22 protein-coding genes are annotated in these 20,227 nt (G+C 69.4%); 13 read left to right on the forward strand and 9 right to left on the reverse strand.

The window, feature by feature from the left end:
* Complete coding sequence (locus RS85_RS10105; protein WP_046013334.1) at nt 1-657, reverse strand: response regulator; 657 nt, start codon at nt 655-657, stop codon at nt 1-3.
* Nucleotides 658-884: 227 nt separating this feature from the next.
* Between RS85_RS10105 and RS85_RS10110 the strand changes: the two genes are divergently transcribed.
* A complete protein-coding gene (locus RS85_RS10110) occupies nt 885-2,027 on the forward strand; it encodes a sensor histidine kinase (RefSeq protein ID WP_046013335.1) in 1,143 nt (380 codons plus the stop codon).
* A 265-nt stretch (nt 2,028-2,292) separates the two neighbouring features.
* Here the strand turns inward: RS85_RS10110 and RS85_RS10115 are convergent, their stop codons facing one another.
* Complete coding sequence (locus RS85_RS10115) at nt 2,293-3,036, reverse strand: GntR family transcriptional regulator (RefSeq protein ID WP_046013336.1); 744 nt, start codon at nt 3,034-3,036, stop codon at nt 2,293-2,295.
* 168 nt (nt 3,037-3,204) lie between these two features.
* Between RS85_RS10115 and RS85_RS10120 the strand changes: the two genes are divergently transcribed.
* The 6 genes from RS85_RS10120 (at nt 3,205) to RS85_RS10145 (ending at nt 9,777) form a co-directional block, all read left to right on the forward strand.
* Nucleotides 3,205-4,134 carry a phosphate/phosphite/phosphonate ABC transporter substrate-binding protein gene (locus RS85_RS10120; protein ID WP_046013337.1) on the forward strand — a complete coding sequence of 310 codons (930 nt, stop codon included), beginning with the start codon at nt 3,205-3,207 and terminating at the stop codon, nt 4,132-4,134.
* A gap of 143 nt (nt 4,135-4,277) precedes the next feature.
* A complete protein-coding gene (gene phnC / locus RS85_RS10125; RefSeq protein WP_046013338.1) occupies nt 4,278-5,105 on the forward strand; it encodes a phosphonate ABC transporter ATP-binding protein in 828 nt (275 codons plus the stop codon).
* Nucleotides 5,102-6,835, forward strand: coding sequence for a phosphonate ABC transporter, permease protein PhnE (phnE, locus tag RS85_RS10130; RefSeq protein ID WP_162836770.1), 1,734 nt, complete (start codon nt 5,102-5,104; stop codon nt 6,833-6,835). Before phnC ends, phnE begins: the two co-directional genes overlap by 4 nt.
* The gene (locus RS85_RS10135) at nt 6,832-7,971 is read left to right on the forward strand and encodes a TIGR03364 family FAD-dependent oxidoreductase (protein WP_046013340.1); all 1,140 of its coding nucleotides are present in this window, start codon (nt 6,832-6,834) and stop codon (nt 7,969-7,971) included. The genes phnE and RS85_RS10135 overlap by 4 nt, the downstream gene beginning before the upstream one ends.
* Nucleotides 7,968-8,675 carry an HAD family hydrolase gene (locus RS85_RS10140; RefSeq protein ID WP_046013341.1) on the forward strand — a complete coding sequence of 236 codons (708 nt, stop codon included), beginning with the start codon at nt 7,968-7,970 and terminating at the stop codon, nt 8,673-8,675. Before RS85_RS10135 ends, RS85_RS10140 begins: the two co-directional genes overlap by 4 nt.
* A 13-nt stretch (nt 8,676-8,688) precedes the next feature.
* A complete protein-coding gene (locus RS85_RS10145; protein ID WP_046013342.1) occupies nt 8,689-9,777 on the forward strand; it encodes an alcohol dehydrogenase catalytic domain-containing protein in 1,089 nt (362 codons plus the stop codon).
* Nucleotides 9,778-9,820: 43 nt separating this feature from the next.
* On the opposite strand, the gene RS85_RS10150 is transcribed toward RS85_RS10145, so the two are convergent.
* Together RS85_RS10150 and RS85_RS10155 are read right to left on the reverse strand one after the other, a co-directional pair.
* Nucleotides 9,821-10,342: a CinA family protein gene (locus tag RS85_RS10150; protein WP_046013343.1), complete on the reverse strand. Its 522-nt coding sequence runs from the start codon at nt 10,340-10,342 to the stop codon at nt 9,821-9,823.
* Between the two features lie 55 nt (nt 10,343-10,397).
* Nucleotides 10,398-10,967: an FHA domain-containing protein gene (locus RS85_RS10155; RefSeq protein ID WP_235282407.1), complete on the reverse strand. Its 570-nt coding sequence runs from the start codon at nt 10,965-10,967 to the stop codon at nt 10,398-10,400.
* A 180-nt stretch (nt 10,968-11,147) separates the two neighbouring features.
* On the opposite strand from RS85_RS10155, the gene RS85_RS10160 reads away from it, so the two are divergent.
* The 3 genes from RS85_RS10160 to RS85_RS10170 all read left to right on the forward strand — a co-directional run bounded on the left by RS85_RS10160 (nt 11,148) and on the right by RS85_RS10170 (nt 13,496).
* On the forward strand, nt 11,148-11,495 hold the full coding sequence (locus RS85_RS10160) for a DUF7882 family protein (protein ID WP_046013344.1): 348 nt from the start codon (nt 11,148-11,150) through the stop codon (nt 11,493-11,495).
* 127 nt (nt 11,496-11,622) lie between these two features.
* Entirely contained in the window at nt 11,623-12,507 is an 885-nt protein-coding gene (locus RS85_RS10165; RefSeq protein WP_046013345.1) for an SDR family oxidoreductase, read from the forward strand.
* A 71-nt stretch (nt 12,508-12,578) separates the two neighbouring features.
* Complete coding sequence (locus tag RS85_RS10170; RefSeq protein ID WP_046013346.1) at nt 12,579-13,496, forward strand: EamA family transporter; 918 nt, start codon at nt 12,579-12,581, stop codon at nt 13,494-13,496.
* Nucleotides 13,497-13,518: 22 nt separating this feature from the next.
* Here the strand turns inward: RS85_RS10170 and RS85_RS10175 are convergent, their stop codons facing one another.
* Together RS85_RS10175 and RS85_RS10180 are read right to left on the reverse strand one after the other, a co-directional pair.
* Nucleotides 13,519-14,277: a YidC/Oxa1 family membrane protein insertase gene (locus RS85_RS10175; protein ID WP_046013347.1), complete on the reverse strand. Its 759-nt coding sequence runs from the start codon at nt 14,275-14,277 to the stop codon at nt 13,519-13,521.
* 113 nt (nt 14,278-14,390) lie between these two features.
* A complete protein-coding gene (locus RS85_RS10180) occupies nt 14,391-14,663 on the reverse strand; it encodes a DUF6412 domain-containing protein (RefSeq protein ID WP_046013348.1) in 273 nt (90 codons plus the stop codon).
* A gap of 155 nt (nt 14,664-14,818) precedes the next feature.
* Between RS85_RS10180 and RS85_RS10185 the strand changes: the two genes are divergently transcribed.
* The gene (locus RS85_RS10185; protein WP_046013349.1) at nt 14,819-15,865 is read left to right on the forward strand and encodes an NAD(P)H-dependent flavin oxidoreductase; all 1,047 of its coding nucleotides are present in this window, start codon (nt 14,819-14,821) and stop codon (nt 15,863-15,865) included.
* Nucleotides 15,866-15,987: 122 nt separating this feature from the next.
* On the opposite strand, the gene purU is transcribed toward RS85_RS10185, so the two are convergent.
* Nucleotides 15,988-16,839 carry a formyltetrahydrofolate deformylase gene (gene purU / locus RS85_RS10190; protein ID WP_046013350.1) on the reverse strand — a complete coding sequence of 284 codons (852 nt, stop codon included), beginning with the start codon at nt 16,837-16,839 and terminating at the stop codon, nt 15,988-15,990.
* Between the two features lie 85 nt (nt 16,840-16,924).
* Here purU and RS85_RS10195 point away from each other — a divergent pair, with 85 nt between their 5' ends.
* Together RS85_RS10195 and RS85_RS10200 are read left to right on the forward strand one after the other, a co-directional pair.
* On the forward strand, nt 16,925-18,139 hold the full coding sequence (locus RS85_RS10195) for a cation:proton antiporter (protein ID WP_046013509.1): 1,215 nt from the start codon (nt 16,925-16,927) through the stop codon (nt 18,137-18,139).
* Nucleotides 18,136-18,603: a hypothetical protein gene (locus RS85_RS10200; RefSeq protein ID WP_046013351.1), complete on the forward strand. Its 468-nt coding sequence runs from the start codon at nt 18,136-18,138 to the stop codon at nt 18,601-18,603. Before RS85_RS10195 ends, RS85_RS10200 begins: the two co-directional genes overlap by 4 nt.
* A gap of 27 nt (nt 18,604-18,630) precedes the next feature.
* Here RS85_RS10200 and RS85_RS10205 read toward each other — a convergent pair whose 3' ends face one another.
* Nucleotides 18,631-19,347, reverse strand: coding sequence for a glutamine amidotransferase-related protein (locus tag RS85_RS10205; RefSeq protein ID WP_046013352.1), 717 nt, complete (start codon nt 19,345-19,347; stop codon nt 18,631-18,633).
* 44 nt (nt 19,348-19,391) lie between these two features.
* Complete coding sequence (locus RS85_RS10210) at nt 19,392-20,144, reverse strand: LysR substrate-binding domain-containing protein (protein WP_235282408.1); 753 nt, start codon at nt 20,142-20,144, stop codon at nt 19,392-19,394.
* Nucleotides 20,145-20,227 lie beyond the last annotated feature (83 nt).

Below are 20,227 nucleotides of genomic sequence, written 5' to 3' on the forward strand. Positions count from 1 at the left end.
TCAGCGGAAGTTCACGAGCCCTGCATGCGCTGCGGCGACCAGGATCTGCACGCGGTCCCGCAGATGCCACTTCGACATCATCCGACCGAGGTGGGCCTTCACGGTCCCCTCGGACACGATGAGCGCGCGGGCGATCTCCGCGTTGGACATGCCCTTCGCGAGGCACTGGAGCACCTCCGCCTCACGGTCGGTGAGGGGCTCGAGCGTCGTCGCGTCGCCCGTGAGCGGCTCCGATTCGCGCACGTGCTTGATGAGCATCGACGCGATCCGCGGCGAGAGCGAGCTCTGACCGCTGTGCACCTCGCGCACGCCCGTCACGATCTCCTCCGCGCTGGAGTCCTTCAGCAGGTACCCGGAGGCACCGGCGCTCAGCATCGGCAGCACCGTGTCGCGCCCGTCCAGCGTGGTCACGGCGAGAACCCGCACGTGCGGCCACCGCTCGATGATGGCGCCGGTGGCTTCGATCCCGTTCATCTCGGGCATCTGCACGTCCATCATGACGACGTCGGGCTGCTCCCGCTCCACGGTGGCGATGGCCTCGAGACCGTCTTCGGCCTGTCCGATGACCTTGATCTCCGGGTCACGAGAGACGAAGTGCGACAGCGCCGAACGGACCAGGGGGTCGTCGTCGACGATGAGGACGCGGATGTCAGGCATGAGGGAAGCCTAACGGTGGCGGCTCACGGCCGTGGAGGTGTAGACCTTTGGCCAAAAAGGTGTGGCTACAGGTCGGATGTGCTCGCCCGAGATCGTCGAGAAGATGGGGTATCCCATTCGACGTACGACTAGTAAAAGGTGGTGAACGTTATGCCTTTTTGGCAGCAGGTTGGTAAGTTCTTCGGTCTCTACCGCTAGAGTACCTGGCGGATAGGAGATAGTGAACCATGGCCTTCGACCAATCCATTAGAGGATCTACGGATGCTCTCCGGTTGGGTCGCGGGGAGAAGCTCAGCAGAGTTGAGCGCATCGTCATCCTGGTCATCGTCTCCATCACCGTCGCTCTCGACGTCATCGCCCTCATCACGAACCCGGGTGAAAACCCGCTGGGTCTCCTGGTGAGCATCGCGTCGACCGCCAGTTTCACTCTCTATCTCTGGAATCCCCTCATCGCGACAGGCGCCCTGGGCGTCGTGTTCGCACTCTCTTTTCTGACCGGAACCGAGGCACTGGTCCTGACAGCCGCCGCCGTTGCGGCAGGGCTCGTCATGAGGCTGGGGTGGACGTCCCTGATCCTCTCCTACACCGGTGCATTCCTGGTCGCTGCGGCGCTCGTCGCCAGCAGTGGCGTGGAAGCCGACGTCAGCGTGGGCTTGTTCCTCATCTTCGCGGCCGTGGCAGGCGCTGTCGGCTTCGCTCTGCGCGTCGCGTTCGCTCGGGGCAGCCGCCTCGAGCGCGAACTCGAGCAGAGCGCCGAACAGGAACGTCAAGCCGTGCTCGCCGAGCGACGATGGATCGCCGGAGAGCTGCACGACAGCATCGCGCACCACCTCACGGTGGTGGCGCTGCATGTGCAGATGCTGGAAGACCCTTCGACGAGCACCGACTCCCGTGAGGCGATCCGCGTCGCCGCACGAAAGGCGATGGCCGATCTCCGGTTCGTGATCGATCTCGCCGACGACGGTCCCCGATCGTCCGAGATGCAGACGGGTGACCTCGCAGACGCGATCGACGAGGCTCGCCAGGAATTCGAGTCCGCCGGCCACGAGGTCCGGCTCGAAGGCGACCTGCGCGACGACCGCATCCCGCGTGCTGCCGAGATCGTCCTCGCGAGGATCGTCCGGGAGTCCGCGACCAACATCTTGAAGTACGCCGGCCCCGGGGAGGTGCTCGTGCGCCTGGAACTCGACGACGATGCGGCCGCGCTCACGTTGCGCAGCCCGCTGCCGACGACACCCCGGCGCGAGCTGTCGTCCAGCCGCACGGGTCTCGGACGCATGGCTGAACGCGTGGTCGGAGCGCGCGGCGAGTTCAACGCGGGAGAAGTCGACGGACATTGGCTGGTCTCCGCACGTCTGCCCATCGCCTGAGGAGCGGCGAGGTATAGTAGGCCGACGCTTCGCGTGAATCTGCCGCGAATGTGGACGAAAGTTCAGAAGAGGTCTCGACTTCTGGCACTACAGGCGGCGTCCGCCACCCCCATAAGCTGAAGGCTCCCCAGATAAAGCGTCCCCAGCGCTGCGATCGCGAGCGCGGTCTTTCTGGCTTCTGAAACACCCTGTGCGCTCGCGATCGCCTTCTGTCCTTCAGGACGACGTGACTTCGTCGCGTCCACGAGGCTCAGTGGAAGCGGCTTCATCCGCCCACCGCGCGCATGTAGTGCCCGTCGTTCGAGATTCCGGATGCCGCCACCGTGAAGCGCACCACCTCGCTCAGGTACCTGTCCTCCGACGCCTCGAAGATCTTCCCGTCGGCGTCACGCGAGGTGCGACTGAGTCGGAGGATGGGCGTGCCTCGCGGCACCCGCAGCAGCGCAGCATCCTGATCGTCTGCGGCGACGGCGTCGATCACATGCTGAAGGTCCACGATCGGATGCCCGACCGAGGCGAGGTGCTCGGTGATCGAGACCTCGTTCAGGTCCACCTCGAAGAGTCTCCTGCCGACGACCTCGGTGTACGCCAGCCGCTCCAGCATCGTCGGTCTTCCGTCCAGTAGTCGCAGACGCACGACACTGACGATCGTGTCATCCGGCTCCACGCCGAGCGCCGACGCCATGTCGCCGGCGCGGCGCAGGCTCAACTCCTGCGTCTGCGCCCCCGGCGTGACGCCGAGTTCCCGTGCCCAACGGGTGAAAGGCACCGAGACATCGACCGCCTGATTCGCCTTCCGCGCGACCACTCGCGCCGGGCGTCCCCGGCTCGTCTCGATGAGGCCCTCGCTGCGCAGGGCAGCCAGCGCGTTGCGGATCGGCCCCCGCGACGTGTGCCACTTCTCCGCGAGTTCCGCCTCGGTGGGAACGTCATCGCCGGGGCGCAACGCGCCACCAGCGATCTGGGTGCGGAGTTCGTCCGCGATCTGGGTGTACACAGCTTCAGCCACATAGGCACACTACTTGATCATGTCTGTGCGCGGCGCCGCGTTGGGGCACAGTTCATCCAGGCGAATGGCGGGTAAACGAGCGCTGAACTCTTCCGAGTTAGGTATATATCTCGACCCCGTGCGTGCGAGAGTCTTCCGTGGATCACCCCTCCCATCCGAAAGGTCCTCATGAAGCTTCGCGCTCTTCCCGCCCTTGCCGGCGTCGCGCTCCTCGCGCTCGGTCTGGCCGCCTGTTCCGGTTCAGCTGACGCCACCTCCACCTCCGGCGCCGACGAGTCGTCGAGCGGCAGCAGCTTCGCGGTCGACGAGAACACGCTCGTCTTCGGCGTCGTCCCCGACTCGGTCGACACCGAGACCAACTACCAGCCGCTGATGGACTACATCGCAGAGATCACCGGTCTGACGGTCGAGTACCACGAGTCCACCGACTACGCCGCGCTCATCGAGGCCGCCGTCGCCGGCAAGGTCGACGTCGCCTCGTTCTCCGGCTTCACCTACGTGACCGCCACGAACAACGGCGCGAAGCTCACGCCGATCTCCTCGATCGTGACGGAGGAGGGCCAGGAGCCCGGCTACTTCTCGCAGGCGATCGTGCCGAAGGACAGCGACATCTCCAGCATCGAGGACTTCAAGGGCAAGAAGGTCTGCTTCGTGGACCCGTCCTCGACCTCCGGCTACCTCTTCCCCTCGTACAACCTGCTCGAGGCGGGCATCGACCCCAAGACCGACATCACCCCGGTGTTCGCCGGCAAGCACGACGTCAGCGTGCAGAAGACCGGCGAAGGCGTCGAGTGCGAGGTCGGGTTCGCCGAGGACTCCGAGGTCGAGAAGTCGGACGCCGTGAAGGTCATCGACGAGACCATGGTTCCCGGCGCACCGCTCGTCTTCGCCTCGGCGCTCCCTGAAGAGGTCTCGCAGAAGCTCATCGACGGGCTCTCCGAGGTCACGATCGACGACATCATCGCGGCCGGCGTCGACAGCGCCGACTCCGACTCGTTCCGCAGCGTCTTCTTCGAGACGAAGCCGGTCGACGACGCCTACTACGACCTGATCCGCGACATCTGCAAGGAGACCGAAGCGGAGCAGTGCCAGGGCTGATCCCGGCCTGACCGGTCGTTGAGCGAGGACGCCGAAGGCGACCGAGACGAAACGCTTTCCGCGAGGACACGTTTCGTCTCGTCGCTTCGCTTCTCGCTCAACGACCGGGTATCCGCTTCCACGACCGACTTCCAGGAGAACCCATGAACGCCGCATCCGACGCCCTCGTCCGCCTCGCGGGCGTGACGAAGACCTTCGGGACGACCACCGCCCTGCAGGACGTGTCGCTCGAGGTCTCTCGTGGTGAGATCGTCGTGCTGCTCGGATTGAGCGGCTCGGGCAAGTCGACGCTTCTCCGCCACCTCGACGGACTCGAGCTCCCGACAGCGGGGTCGGTCGAAGTGCTCGGCCAGCAGGTGCCGGCGCTGAAGGGTCGTTCACTCCGGACGCTGCGCAGCCGCGTCGGCTTCATCTTCCAGCAGTTCGAGCTCGTGCCCTCGCTCACGGTGCTGGAGAACGTGCTCACGGGGTCGCTCTCCGGAGTCCGCGGACCGCGCCTGGGGCTCTGGGGCTACAGCAAGGCCTCGAAGCTCACCGCGCTCGAGCACCTCGACCGCGTCGGCCTGCTCGATCGGGCCTACCAGCGCAGCGACACCCTCTCCGGCGGTCAGCAGCAGCGCGTCGCGATCGCCCGCGCGCTGATGCAGAAGCCCGACATCCTGCTCGCCGACGAGCCCGTCGCCTCTCTCGACCCGGAGTCCAGCGACCAGGTCATGGCGCTCATCCGTGAGATCGCCGCCGACGAGGGACTCACGGTCGTCTGCAGCCTGCACCAGGTCGACCTGGCGATCACCTGGGCCGATCGCATCGTGGGCCTCCGCCACGGCGAGGTCGTGCTCGACACCCCCACCACCGACCTGACCAAGGCCGAGGTCATGGAGATCTACGGGCGCGTCGCCACGTCGACAGCCGAGATCGCCGCCGTGGCCATCGAGCTCGCGGATGCCACGTCGCAGGTGTCGGCATCGTGACACTTCTCGCCAGCCCGTCGACAGGCTCCGGCAGCCCAGGCAGCGGCGTCGCCGAGCGCGCGCCCCGGCGTCCCGTCTCTCCGGAGCGCATCGCGGCATCCCTCACCCTGCTCGCCCTCCTCGTCGTCGGTGTCCTGGCGGTCGGAGAAGTCGGCATCTCGATCCCGGCGATGGTGCAGAGCTGGGGCAACGCCGAGAACTTCATGGCGCGCGTCGGAGGGCTCTCCTTCCCGGAGCCGGGCGATCTCGTCTGGCTGATCGCGCTCACCGTCGGCCTCGTGCTCGTCGGCACGCTCCTCGCCGCCGTGCTCTCGATGCCGATCGCCTACCTCGCGGCATCCAACACGACACCCGGCAACGGATGGCGCGCAGCCGCCCGCTTCATCGGCGTGCTCACCCGTGCCCTCCCGGACGTGGTGCTCGCCATGGCCTTCGTCCTGATGTTCTCGCTGGGCACGCTTCCCGGCATCCTCGCCATCGGCATCCACTCGGTCGGCATGATCTCGAAGATGTTCGCCGATGCGATCGAGCAGATCGACGAAGGCCCCCGCCTGGCGATCCGCGCCGCCGGCGGCTCGAAGCTGCAGGAGTTCGCTTCGGGCATCCTTCCGCAGGTGCTGCCCAGCTGGGTCGCGACCGTGCTGCACCGCAACGACATCAACCTGCGCGGCAGCGTCGTGCTCGGCTATGTCGGCGTCGCCGGTCTCGGCCTCGAGATGTCGTACGCGTTCAAGTCGCTGAACTACGGCAAGGGCCTCGGCATCGCCCTGGTCATCTTCATCCTCTGCATCGTGATGGAGATCGTCTCGAGCATGGTCCGCGGCGCGATGCTCGGACAGCAGAAGCACACGCGCTCCTGGATGGACCGGCTGCTCCACCCGCGGCTCCGTGCGAACACCGCCGCCGCGGCATCCACACGCCCCGCATGGGCAGGGAGCCCGCAAACGGCCGTGCGCCGCCCGTGGACCGCCCAGCGCGTGCGCCACACCATCGCCGGCGTCGTCGCGGTTCTCGTCGTGATCGGCAGCGTCGTGGTGAGCCAGATCAACTGGCTCGACTTCTTCACGTTCTGGGCGAAGCTCCCCGAGGTCGCGGCGAAGTTCTGGCCGCCGTCGTTCGGCAGCTACGACGCGAGCGCCATGTTCGAAGCCATGCGCGACACCGTGGCGATCGCGCTCGCCGCGACCGTGCTGACCCTGCTCCCGTCGGTCATCCTCGGGTCGCTCGCGGCGAGCAACGTCGCGCCGAGTGCCGCGGCCCGCGGCGTCGCCCGGTTCCTGCTGGTCGGCATCCGCGGCATCCCCGAGCTGATCCTCGCGATCGTCCTGGTGGTGATCACAGGTCTCGGCCCGCAGGCCGGCGTCATCGCCCTCGCGATCGGCGGCATCGGACTGCTCGGCAAGCTCATCGCCGACTCGTTCGAAGAGGTCGACCGCGGACCGGAGCGCGCGCTGCGAGCCGTCGGCGCCACGCGCCTGCAGACCTACACGTCGGCGACCGTCCCGCAGGGCATGCAGGCGCTGATCGGACACAGCTTCTACATGCTCGACACCAACATCCGCGCGGCGACCATCCTCGGCATCGTCGGCGGCGGCGGAGTCGGCTACTACCTGCTCAACGCCAGCCAGGGCTCGCGTTACGAGACCGTGACCGCGATCGTGCTGATGATCCTCGTCACCGTGCTCGTCGTCGAAGGACTGGCGATGTGGATGAGGAAGGTCTTCCGATGACCCGCAGGAACGAGACCGCAGACGTGGTCGTGGTCGGCTCCGGCATCGTCGGGCTGGGTGCCGCATACGCCGCGGCGCGTCGAGGTCTGAGCGTGATCGTGGTCGACCGCACCGACGGCCCCACCGGGGCGACGATCCGCAACTTCGGCCATCTCTGCATCGGTGCGCAGGCCGGCGATGCACGCCGCTATGCCGATGTCTCGCGGGACCTCTGGCTGCGACTCTCGCGCGACGCCGGATTCTGGCTGCGCGAGTCGGGCACGCTCGTCGCCGCTCGGCACGACGACGAACTCGCCGTGCTCGAGGCGGCACTGCCCGCCGGCGGCATCCGGATGCTGGACACGGACGAGCTGCTGCGACGCGCTCCGCTCCGCCGCGAGGGACTCGTCGGCGGCGCACTCATCGAGACCGACCTGCAGACCGACCCCCGCGCGGCGGCCGACGCGATCGTGCGTCACCTGCGGAGCCTGGGCGTGCAGTTCCGCAACCGCACAGCGGTCACCTCGCTCAGCGCCGGGCGGGTCGAGACCACGCGGGGCACGATCGTCACCGGCAACACGGTCGTCGCGGTGAACCACGACCTCGATCAGCTGCTGCCCGAGATCGCCGAACGACGCGGCATCCAGCGCTGTGCGCTCGACATGATGCGCGCCGCCGTGACGCTGCGGCATCCGCTCACAGCTCCGCTGCTGACGGGCTGGTCTCTCGTGCGCTACGGGCGGTTCGCCGCAGGACCCGAGGCGGCCGCGCTCCGCGAGCGCCTCCACACCGAGCGCCCGGATCTCGCTGCCCTCGATCTCAACCAGATGTACACGCAACTGCCGGACGGCACTCTGATCATCGGCGATTCCCACGCCACGGCGACCTCGCCGGCGCCGTTCCAGGCGGAAGCCGCGTTCTCGGCGTTCCTCGCCGAGGCCGAGGCGCTGTTCGACATGCCGGCTCCGCGCGTGCTGGAGCGCTGGCAGGGCGTCTACGCCAAGGGCGCCGAGGAGTTCCTGATCGAACGCGGCGACGAGGGTGCGCTCGTCCTCGCCGCGACGACCGGCATCGGAATGACCACGGGTCTGGGGCTCGCCGAAGAGAATCTCACCGCCGCCTTCGGGTGGACCCCTGCGATGGAAGGAACATCATGACCACTCCGCTCGAACTCCTCGTCCTCGACATGGCCGGAACCACGGTCGTCGACGACGGCGTCGTGGAGCAGGCGTTCCAGCGCGCCGCCGAGCGCACCGGCGTCGCCGATCGGATGCCGTGGGCCGAGGCCCTCGACCACGTCCGCGTGACGATGGGGCAGTCGAAGATCGACGTCTTCACCCACCTGTCCGGGGGCGATGTCGCCGCTGCCGAGCGCGCGACCGCCGCCTTCGAGGACGCGTACGCCGAGATCGTCGCCGAGCAGGGCGTGCAGGAGATCCCCGGGGCCGCCGACGCGATCCAGGGGCTGAAGGATGCCGGTCTCGCCGTCGTCCTGACCACGGGCTTCGCTCCGGTCACTCGTGACGCGCTACTCGACGGTCTCGGCTGGCGCGGCCTCGTCGACCTTGCGCTCTCCCCCGTCGACGCGGGGCGAGGACGACCGGCTCCCGACCTCGTGCTCACCGCCCTGCTGCGCACGCAGACCTCCGCGGTCGCCGCTGTCGGCGTCGCGGGCGACACGACGAGCGACGTCGAGTCGGGTCGGCGCGCAGGGGCGGGCTTCGTCGCCGGTGTGCTCAGCGGTGCCCACGACCGCGCGGCTCTCGAGGGCGCGGGAGCGGATGCCGTACTCGACGACGTCACCGGCCTCCGCGGCGTGCTCGCCGAGCGCGGTCTGCTGCGCGCGATCCCCGCCGGCTGAGACGGCAAGAGACATGGGCACCCTGCTGATCCGCCCTCCCGGCCACCGGAGAGACGTCGCGCTGCGCCCTGCGGCGACCGCGATGGTGTGGGTGGGGGAGGGGCATCGGCACGAGACGATCGCCGTGCCGGGCGTCGCGCTCGCCGACCGCGACGTGCTGGTCGCGGTGGAGTTGTCGACGATCTGCGGCTCCGACGTGCACACCGTGCAGGGTCGCCGTTCTGCGCCGACCCCATTGGTGCTGGGGCACGAGAGCGTCGGGCGGGTGATCGCCACCGGTGATGCCGGAGCGTCTGCCGTCGACGGCACGCCGCTGCGCATCGGAGACCGCGTGGTCTGGTCGGTGACGATCTCGTGCGGCAGCTGCGACCGGTGCGTGCAGGGTCTTCCTCAGAAGTGCCGCACGCTCGGCAAATACGGTCACGATCGCGTCGGCGTGCACGGCGACCTCACCGGAGCGTTCGGCTCCCACGTGCAGCTCCGTGACGGCACCGCCATCGTCCGAGTGCCGGAGGCGCTGCCGGCCGCCGTTCTCGCTCCGGCGTCGTGCGCCACCGCGACGGCGTGGGCAGCGGTGGCGCGCGCAGCGCGCAACCGTGACCTCGAGGGAGCGGCGGTGCGGATCCACGGAGCCGGGCTGGTCGGTCTCTCCGCCGCCGCGATCGCCGCGGAGCACGGCGCCACGGTCGAGGTCCTCGATCCGAACCCGGCGCGACGGGCTCAGGCCGTTCGCTTCGGCGCGACCGAGCTCTCCCGTGACCCCGAGGTCGTCATCGAGGCCTCGGGACATGCGGTCGCCGATGCGCTCGCCGGGGTCGCGGTCGGCGGCACGGTCGTGCTCGTCGGCAGCGTCTTCCCTGCCGACCCGGTGCCCTTCGATGCCGAGAGCATCGTGCGGCGCCTCGTCACCATCGCCGGCATCCACAACTACACCGGCGCCGAGCTCGCCGACGCCGTCGCCTTCCTCGCCGGACGAGGTCGGGCCTATCCGTTCGCGGATGCCGTCGGCGCGGTGCGCCCGCTGCTCGACATCGATGAGGCACTGCTCGAAGCCGCAGCTCCCGACGCCCCGCTCCGCGTCGGACTGATTCCGGGGCGCTGAGGTCAGAGCGTCGAGGTCGGGCGTCCAGGTCGGGCGGTCGCGCTCAGGCGGGCCCGTCTCCCTCGATGTCGTGTCCTGGCCGCGCCGGCTCCAGCCCCTCGGCATGGAAGGCGAGGAGTCGAATGGCGGCCTCGGCGCTCGCCTCGATGATCTCCTCGGGCGCGCCGTCGAGCGCCAACCGGCGATGCCCTACCCCGTCGGCGGTCGCCCAGCCGAGGTAGACGGTTCCCGCGGGATGCCCGTCCTGCGGGCCGGGCCCGCCGACGCCCGTCGTCGACACGCAGATGTCGGCGTCGAAGAGCCGGCGTGCACCCTCGGCCAGCTGCTCCGCAGCGGTGGCGGAGCACGGATCCGTGCCGGGCGTCATGCCGAGCACCCGCTCCTTCACCTCGGTGAAGTACGCGACGATGCCGCCGGCGAACCACTCCGAGGCCTCGGGCCCCGCCCCGACCGTGTTCGCCAGGCGACCCGAGGTGAGCGACTCCGCGACAGACACCCGGAGGCCATGCGCCCGGGCGATCTCACCGAGGCGCGTGACGTCCTGATACTGCTCCGCACCGGTCATCGCGACTCGCTCCTCGTCGCTTCACTCGTCGTCATCGTGCCTCGCGAACGTCCGGTCAGATGCCCCGGTCCGGTGCGGACTGCGGCGCGTTCGACTGAGGACCCTCGGTGGAGTCCTCCTCCTCCGGCTGCGGCTCGTCGGCAGACTCCGGCGATTCGCCGGCCTCGTAGTCCGGACGCGGAGGCTGCAGGGGCTGATCCGAGAACTCGCCGCCCTTGCGGCCACCGAAGGGGCGGCCGTGATCGGCGAACTCCTCGCGCGCGAAGACGAGGTTCCACGGACCCGCGGTGAAGTGCGCGCCCGTGCGCAGCGTCTGGGTCGCATCGCCCTCGTGGGTGGCATCCGCACTGGGGTTGGAGTTCATCTCGCCGGCGCCGTGCAGGGTCAGCACGTATTCGTCGCGCTCATCGTGCGTGATGGTGGCGTGCACGGGGTCGGTCTCCGCGAGGCGCAGCTCGTTGCCGTCGGCCGATCCGATGCGAACGACATCGGCCTCGAGGGCGAACTCCATGCGCTCGCCGTCCCGCGTCACCCGCAGCAGCGGATTGCCTGCACCCCACTCCGCGTGCGTGGTCGTCGGGGTGTAGCCCTCTTCGGGACGGTCGTCGATGTGTCGTGCATTCATGGCGCTGCCTCCTCGGTGTCGTCAAGAACAATCTAGGGGGAGACGATCGCACCGTGAGGGGGGTTGACTTCGCTGCGGCCGAACACCCGTTTCGCGTCACGGCATATCACGTTCAGGGTGCCGCCACGATAGACTCGGATTCTCTCGATCCGATCCTTCGCACAGTGAACCGAGGAACGCATGGGCAAGTTCATCTACGAGGGTGGCGTCAAGACCGAGATCGAAGATCGCGCTCTCACGCACCTCCAGCTCGTCATCACCGCCAAGCTCCGGCGCGGTGAGCCGTTCCCCTTCAGCTGGCGAGAGGATGCCAGCGTCGGAGGCGGACGAACGACCGTGTGGATCCAGCCGGGAAGCTCACTGGTCTTCAAGTACTTCGGCAGCCGCCAGCCCTCGATCAATCGGGCATGGATCGAGGCTCTCGCCTTCACCGCGAACGCGCCGAGCGGACTCTATCTCGTGCCCGAACCCGCCGAGAACGGCGAGGCGCAGCCCGCGGGCGAAGTGCCGGCAGGCGCGCCCGTCTAGCAGCACGGCCCGTCCTCCGGTCCACGCTGTCAAGCCCCTGCCCGCAGTGCCCTCTCTCGGCAAGGCTCGACGCTGACGCTCGAGCACGTCCTGGCTCGAGCACCCGCCGAGCAGACGAGGAGCCAGCATGGCCGACAGCACACCCGACCCCCGGAACGCCCACCGCGACGAGGGGTTCCCGGCGCAGCAGCAGGACCAGCCGGGCCTGACCGACCGTACGGATCCTGAGCCCGACCACGGCGAGGAGAGCTACGTCGGTCACGGCCGCCTCGAAGGGCGTCGCGCCCTCATCACCGGGGGCGACTCCGGCATCGGCCGCGCCGTCGCGATCGCCTTCGCCCGTGAGGGCGCTGACGTCGCGATCGCCCACATGCCCGAGGAGCAGGACGACGCCGATGACACCCTCGCCCTGGTGCGGGAGGCTGGACGCAAGGGGCTGAGCCTGGCGGGAGACGTGCGCGAGGAGTCCTTCGCCACCGACATCGTCACCCGCACGCGCGAGGAGTTCGGGGGACTGGACATCCTCGTGCTGAACGCCGCCTATCAGCACGACATCGACGGATTCGAGAACCTGCAGACCGAGGACATGCGCCGCGTCTTCGACACCAACCTCGTCGGTCTCGTGCTGACGGCGCGAGCGGCCTTCCCCGACCTGGAGCCGGGTGCGAGCATCATCGTGACCTCGTCGATCCAGTCGTCGTCGCCGTCACCGGGACTCATCGACTACGCCATGACGAAGGCCGCACAGGTCGCCTTCGTCAAGGCGCTCGCCGAGGAGGGTGGATCGAAGGGCGTGCGGGTCAACGCGGTCGCACCCGGACCGATCTGGACACCGCTGATCCCGGCGACCGGGTGGGATGCCGAGCGGCTCGCGACCTTCGGCGCGGACACCCCGCTGGGTCGCGCCGGACAGCCGGCCGAACTCGCCGGCACGTACGTCCACCTCGCCTCGGCGGAGTCCTCGTACGTGACCGGCGCCGTGATCGCGGTGACGGGCGGCAAGGCGCTCTGAGTCCGCGCGGCTCCTGACGGGGCGGTCCTGCGCAGGCAGGGTCGCCCCGTCACCACGCCTAGGCTGGGTGGGTGCAGAAGCCCGCGGCATCCGGTCCCCTCGTGGGAGTCGCGCTCGTCGTCGGATCCTGCCTCTCCCTGCCGTTCGGCGCGGCAGTCGCCGCGCAGCTCTTCCCGGTCCTCGGCCCCTGGGGCGTCACCTCGCTGCGCGTCGCGATCGCCGCGCTGCTCCTCGTCGTCATCGTGCGCCCGCGGCCGGGACGATGGACGCGGAAGCAGTGGCTCGCCGCAACTCTCTTCGGGGTGTCGCTGGCCGCGATGAACGGGTTCTTCTACGCCGCGATCGACCGCATCCCGCTCGGGCCGGCCGTCGCGATCGAATTCCTCGGGCCGCTCGTGCTGGCCGCCGTCCTCACGCGACGTCTCGCGGATGCCGCCTGGGTCGGCGTGGCCCTCCTCGGTATGGTGCTGCTGGGGATCGACGGCCTGATCGGCGCCGACCCGCTCGACCCGCTGGGCGTCGTGTTCATCCTCATCGCGGCGGGCTTCTGGATCATGTACATCCGGATGAGCGCGCGCGTCGGCGCTCTCATCCCCGGCAACAGCGGCCTGGCCATGGGGCTGGTCGTCGCGGCGGTGCTGCTGCTGCCGGTAGGTGTGCCGACGGTCTCGATCGTGGCGGCCGACATGCAGCTGCTCCTGCTCGCGGCGATCACCGCGGTGCTGTCCTCCGTGATCCCGTACAGCTTCGAGCTCGCGGCGCTCCGGCGTCTGCCGCAGCGTGTGTTCGGCGTGCTCCTGAGCCTCGAGCCGGCGTTTGCGACCCTGGCCGGCTGGCTGATCCTCGGCCAGGACGCCACTCCGCTGCGGATCCTGGCCGTCGTGCTCGTCATCGCGGCGAGCGTCGGCACCACGCTGGGCGTGCGCCGCGCGCGACGGGGCGACGGCGGGAGCGGCCCGTTCACGGCGCCGATCCCGCTGCCCGACTGAGTCATCCCGGTGCCCGACTGGGTCAGGCCCGCACGGGTACCGCCAGCGGGAAGCGACGCCGCAGGATGACCCGCTGCACGAGCGTCCAGACGACCGTCACCGTGAGGTACAGGGCTGCGGCGAGCGGCACGAAGATCGCGAAGACCGCGGTCAGGTAGTGCAGCGCCGAGGTGACCCGCAGCATGGCCGGCGAGTTCAGCGGAGAGTCGTCGCCTTCGATCGGCTGTGGCTGGAAAACGCGGCGCGTGATCTCGGCCGCCACGAGCATCACGACCAGCAGGGCGCCGAAGACCAGACCGACGGCGGGTGTCATCGTCCCGCCGAACAGGGCTGAGACGAGACTCTGGCCGAGGGGAGCGCCGAACAGATCGTGCGCGAGCAGTTCGTTGGCATGTCCGGCGATGTCGGTCCGGATGAACAGCGTGTAGAGGATGCCGATCACCGGCGCCTGCGCGAGCACCGGCAGCATCCCGGCGAAGGGTGAGGCGTTCTCCGTGCGGTACAGCGCGAGCGTCTCCTTCTGCAGGCGCTCGGGGTTCTTCTTGTATCGCCGCTGCAGCTCCCGCAGCTTCGGTGCGAGGCGGAACCGCGTCTGCTCGGCTTTGGCCTGCGAGATGCCGACGGGGATGAGGAGTGTGCGCACCAGCAGCGTGACGAGCACGACGGCGAGTGCGGCGGCGGATGCTTCGGCGAGCGGTTCGAGGGCGGTGGAGAGGCCGACCATCGCGCCGTAGGCGGCGTCGAGGAGGGCGGCGAGTGGCGGGAATGCAAAAGGGTCCATGAGAGTTCTCCGTTCGGGGAGTCGCGAGAGTCGCGAGATGCGGGAGGGTCGGCGAAGGCCGCGCTGTCCCGCACGAACGGACGGCCCCTCGCGGGTCGTCCTGTGGCGACGGACTACGCGGCGGTCGAGAGCCCCGACGCCCGCGGGCGCGGGTGCCCTGCGGCATCCGGATCGCTCTGCGCGAGCAGCGTGCCGACGTCGATCGCGCGCAGCGGATGCGGCTCATCGGCGCCGATCACCGGTCGCACGCTCAGCACGACGGCGAGCGTGAGGGCGGTGACGGCGAGGAGGGCGATGGCGAGGCCGAGGGCGCCGGCATCCGGCACCGACACGAGCCCGAGCGTGGTCGCGATAATGCTCAGCAACTGGCCGAACCACTCGCTCATGCGCGCTCTCCCTTCCTGCTGCGAGGGTAGCACCGGGGCCTGGGACTCAGTCCGCTTTTCGAATCGCGCAACTGGCGATTTTTTTGGCCCCTGATCGACCATTTGCGCGATTCGAAAGCCGCTCGGGGGCTCCCGGCGGCACCTAGGCTCGAAGCATGAGTGATCTGCGCGCGATGCTCGGGATCGAGCATCCGATCTTCCTCGGCCCCTACGGCGGACTCTCGTCGGTCGAACTGACCGCTGCGGTGAGCGAGGCGGGCGGGTTCGGCTCGTTCGGGCTCTATGGGTACGACGGCGACCGTATCCGTGCGACCGGCGCCGCGCTGCGGGCCGCGACCGATCGCCCGTTCGGCGTCAACATCTGGTTGCCCACGGGAGACGAGGTCGTGCCGAACGCGCAGCACATGATCTTCGCGCAGGCGCTCGAGCCGTTCTATGAGGCTGTCGGCGTCGAGGTGCCCGCCCGTCCCGACCGGTATCTGCCGTCGCTCGAGGAGCAGCTCGAAGCGATCTGGGAGATCGCTCCTGCGGTGCTCAGCGTCGTCTTCGGCGTGCCGTCGGCGGAGATCGTCGAGGAGGCGCGTCGCCGCGGCATCCGCCTCGTGGGCACGGCGACGACCGTCGCCGAGTCCGTGGCTCTCGCGGACGGCGGAGTGGACGCGATCGTCGCGACCGGCATGGAGGCGGCAGGTCATCGTGTGTCGTTCCTCCGCGCTGCAGAGGACTCGCTGATCGGCACCTTCGCCCTGGTGCCGCAGGTTGTCGACGCCGTCGATGTGCCGGTGATCGCGGCCGGTGGCATCGCCGACGGGCGCGGAGTGGCTGCGGCCTTCGCGCTGGGCGCGTCGGGTGTGCAGGTCGGGACGGCGTTCCTCGCCACCCGGGAGTCGGCGACGACCGACGCGCACCGCGCCGCGATCCGTTCCACCGCCGCAGACGAGACCGTGCTGACCCGGGCGATGAGCGGGCGCCTCGCCCGTGGCGCTCGCAATCGCGTCGTCCGGGCGATCGAGGCTAGTGGCACCATCGCACCGTTCCCGATGCAGAACTGGCTCACGGGTCGCTTCCGCGCCGCCGCGAACGAGCAGGGCTTCGGCGAGCTGCAGGGGCTGTGGATGGGGCAGGCGGCCCCGCTGATCCGCTTCGACACCGCGGCCGAGGTCTTCGCGGAGTTGGTCGCGGGAGTGCGCGCTGGCCGGTGACGGATCACCGGCGGCGTTCCGGTCGCACTCTCGGCCGCCTGCGAGCGGTCGAGACGGCAGGAACTGCGACCGGAACGACGCCGAACGGCAGCAACTGCGACCGGAAGGGGTGCCCGCCGGCTTCAGAGGATGACGGTGGACTTGCCGTGCACGATCACGCGGTCCTCCGCGTGCCACTGCACGGCGCGGGCGAGCACCTGGCGCTCGACGTCGGCGCCGCGGCTCTGCAGCTGAGCGGCTGACTCGGCGTGCGTGACGCGCGTGACGTCCTGCTCGATGATCGGGCCCTCATCGAGGTCGGCCGTCGCGTAGTGGGCCGTCGCGCCGATCAGTTTCACGCCGCGGTCCTTCGCCCGGGCGTACGGGTTCGCGCCGATGAACGCGGGCAGGAAGGAGTGGTGGATGTTGATGACCGGAGCCTCGAGCCGCTCGATGAAGTCGTCTGTGAGGATCTGCATGTAACGCGCGAGCACGACGAGGTCGACGTTGCCGCGCAGCAGCTCGAGCTGGCGCTGCTCCATGAGCTGCTTGTCACCGGAGGGGATGTGCACGAACGGCACACCGAACGAGCGGACGGCCTCGGCCAGGTCGGGGTGGTTCGAGACGACCATCGTGATGTCGATGTCGAGCTGACCGCGCTGCGTGCGCCAGAGCAGCTCCATCAGGCAGTGGTCGTACTTCGAGACGAAGATCGCGACGCGCTTGCGGCGGGCGACGTCGTGCAGCGACCACTCCATGCCGAACCGCTCGGCCACGACGGCGATGTCCGCCTCCAGAGCCGGGCGGGCGGCGGCGAGCCCGTCGAGATGGATGACCGTGCGCTGGAAGAAGCGCCCGCCCTCGGAGTCGGTGGAGTGCTGGTCGAGCGAGATGATGTTCGCCCCGTGCTGGGCGAGCACGCCGGCCACCGCTGCGACGATGCCGGGCTGGTCATCGCAGGCGATCAGAAGGCGGGCGGTATCGGGCTGAGACATGGAGACTCCTCGAGGGTGTGCATCGATTCTGCCGTGGATGCGCACCGGCGGGCGAATCGTCGCCCGCGGTCGCTACTCTGAGACCGTGGAAGCGAGCGACCTGGCACTGGTGCTGATCCCCCTGCTGGCCGTCGCCGCGCCCCTTCTCGCTCGCGGCATCCGTCCGGTCGTGCGCGTGCCCATCATCGTGTTCGAGCTCGTGCTCGGCATCCTCGTCGGACCTGCCGTGCTGGGCTGGGTCGGGCCGGGCCCTCTGCTCGAGAAGCTCAGCGACTTCGGGCTGGCGGTGCTGTTCTTCGTCGCGGGGTCGGAGATCGACTTCCGTGCGGTGTCCGGGAAGCCGCTTGCCCGCGCCTCGCTCGGCTGGCTGCTCAGCGTGATGCTCGGCATCGGGCTTGGGTTCTTCTTCTCTCCGGGCGAGGGAATGGTCGTCATCGGGATCGCGCTGAGTTCCACGGCGCTGGGCACCCTCATGCCGATCCTGCGCGACGCGCGCGAGATGGACACCCCGTTCGGCAAGGCCATCACCGTGGTCGGCGCGGTCGGCGAGTTCCTGCCCCTCATCGCGATCTCGATCTTCCTCAGCACCCAGACGACCGGGATCGCCACCGCCGTGCTGCTGACCTTCGTCGTGCTGGCGGGCGTCACCGTGCTCCTCGCCCATCGGATGCCGCACGGCAGGCTGCACGGTCTGGTTCGAGCGACTCTGCACACCTCCGATCAGTTCGGGGTGCGGTTCGTGATCCTGCTCATCGCAGCTCTCGTCGGACTCAGCGTGATGCTCGACCTCGACATGCTGCTCGGGGCCTTCGTCGCCGGGGCGGTCTGGCGCATCATCATGGCTCGTGCGCCGAAGAAGGATGCCGAGGAGATCGAGAGCAAGATCGAGGCGATCGCCTTCGGATTCCTCGTGCCGATCTTCTTCCTCTACACCGGGGTGACGTTCGATCTGCAGGCGCTCCTGACGTCGCCCTCCGCCATGGCGCTCGTCCCCGTGTTCCTCATCGCCCTGCTCGTGATCCGCGGCTCCGCGGCTCAGCTGTCGGCACCGGCGGGGGCGAGCGGTCGGGACCGCATAGCACTCGGGCTGCTCGCGGCCACGGGGCTGCCGATCATCGTCGCGGTGACCGCGATCGGTGTGGATCAGAAGATGATCGACACCGGCACCGCCGCGGCCCTGGTCGGCGCGGGGATGCTGTCGGTGCTGCTGTATCCGCTGATCGGCATGATCCTGCGCGGCGACCGGCCGCAGGTCGTAGGACCGGCGGCCGTGCACGAGCATCCGCAGGGGGAGCTGTGACGACGGCATCCGCTCTGCTCACGCAGGCTGTGCACGATCTGGCCGGCGCACCCAAGGAGGGGCTGGGTGAGGAGCGGCAGTCGCGGTGGCGCGGCCGGCGCATCGTGCGGGTCGGCGAGGCCTGGCACCTCGGCGCCCTGCTGCTGACCGAGACGCACTCGCTGGCGACCGCCGAGGTGCTGCGGGCCGCGGATCCGGGGCGGCGGGGTTACACCGCCGAGTCGGCGAGAGCACGGGCCGAGCGACGGGCGGAGGCGCTGCGCGGCGGTTTCGGCGAGGGCGACGTCGTGCACGTGGGGTGGAGCGTGATCGACGTCGACGCCGTGGATGCCGGTGGTTCGTCCGGGCCGCTCGCCCTGATCGATGGCGTGCCGTCCGTGCGCTGGAGCACCGCGGGAGGATTCATGCCACTGGAGGCATACCTGCGCGAGCGGATCGAGCTGCTGTGGCGCGGCGCGGTCTGACGGCTGGCGCGGCCGGCTCGCGGCGCGTCAGGCGAAGGTCTCGGCGAACCGACGGAGGAGGGCAGCGCCCTCTGTGACGGATGCCGAGAGCACCTGCCCCTGCACCTGGTCGAACTCGGCCGGGTCGAAGTAGCCGGTCGTGCGGTAGAACGTCATGCGGTCGGCGAAGTCGCGGGGCGTCGGCTCCGGGTGGAACTGCGCCGCGTAGAGATGCGTGCCCACGCGGTAGGCCTGCACGGGGCATGCCTCGTTCGTCGCGAGCAGCACGGCACTGGGCGGCGTGGTCGCGGCGCTCTCCTTGTGAGCGGTGAACACCGTCAGGGCGCTGCCGCTGGGGCCGAAGACGGGGTCATCCGCCCCCTCGGGTGTGGTGTCGATCACCGTGGCGCTGGCCGACTCGGGCATGTCGGTGACGACGGTGCCGCCCAGCATCCGCGTGACGACGCCGATGCTGAAGCACGTGAAGAACACGGCGAGCTCGCCGGCGATCGCGACCCGTGCGAGGGCCTCGAGGTTCGCCTCGACGCGGAGTTGCACAGCCGTCTTCGCGTTGTCGGTCACGTTGAACGGAGACCCGCCGACGACGACCCCGGAGTAGCCCCGCAGGCGGGCCGGATCGAGCGGCTCCCGCAGGAGATCGAGCCGGTCGACCACGTCGACGCCGAGAGCCCGCCGGAACGAGGCATGCTCGGCATCCGCCGCCCCGATCTCGGGCCGCACGCAGACGTAGAGAAGCGAGGCCATCAGGAGATTCTAACGATCGTGAGAGGCCGCGCCCGCCGCGGTCGTCACCGGGAGGAATTCGTGGTGCGGCCGCGGACGATGCCGACGAACGTGTCGACGTCGGGGGTGGTGCACTCGCGGGGCCAGACCAGTGCCACCGTCGACGACGGACCGTCGCGGAGGACCCGGTGATCGGCATCCTTCCGGTGATGCATCCGCGCGAGGGACATCGGCATGATCGCGATGCCGACACCCGATGCCGCGGTCGCGATGGCTTCGTCGGTCGGCAGGGCCGCGAACTGCGCCGGCTTGGTTCCGGGGAGTTCGAGGGGACCCAGTACATCGTCGGTCAGCCCGATGACGACCTCGCCCTCGAGGTCTACGAGGGTGAGCTCGTCGGCGACCATGAGGTGGGACTCGATCGCGGCTACCACGACCGGGACCTCGTCGTACAGCGGGATGATGTGCAGCGACGGGTCGGTGAGGGGCAGACGGACGAGCGCCGCGTCGAGACCGTCGATCGCGGTCCGCTGCGTCGCGACGTCGATCGGTACGAGCTCGAGCGGCACGCGCGGCATCCGCTGCTTCCACGCGTCGATCCACTTGCCGGGCGTCGCACCGGGCACCACGCCGAGGCGGAAAGTGCGCGGTTCCTCCGCCGCAGTCGGAGCCGCATCGAACACGACCTTCTCGGCATTCTTCGCGGTCTTGCGAGGCGGCTTGGGCGGAGGAAAGCGCTCTGCCGGCGCAGCCTTGTTCCGGCGCACGGGCGTCGGCTTGCCGCTGCTCCGTCCGGGTCGTCGTGCCTCTTTCGCCATGGGGACCAGGCTACTCGGCGGACGGTCTCTGCTGGTTCGGCTCAAGAACGGCGGCCATCTCGACGTTCTGCGGCCCATCTCGC

Origin of the sequence: Microbacterium sp. SA39, from assembly GCF_000967865.1 — a bacterium.
Classification (GTDB): Bacteria; Actinomycetota; Actinomycetes; order Actinomycetales; family Microbacteriaceae; genus Microbacterium.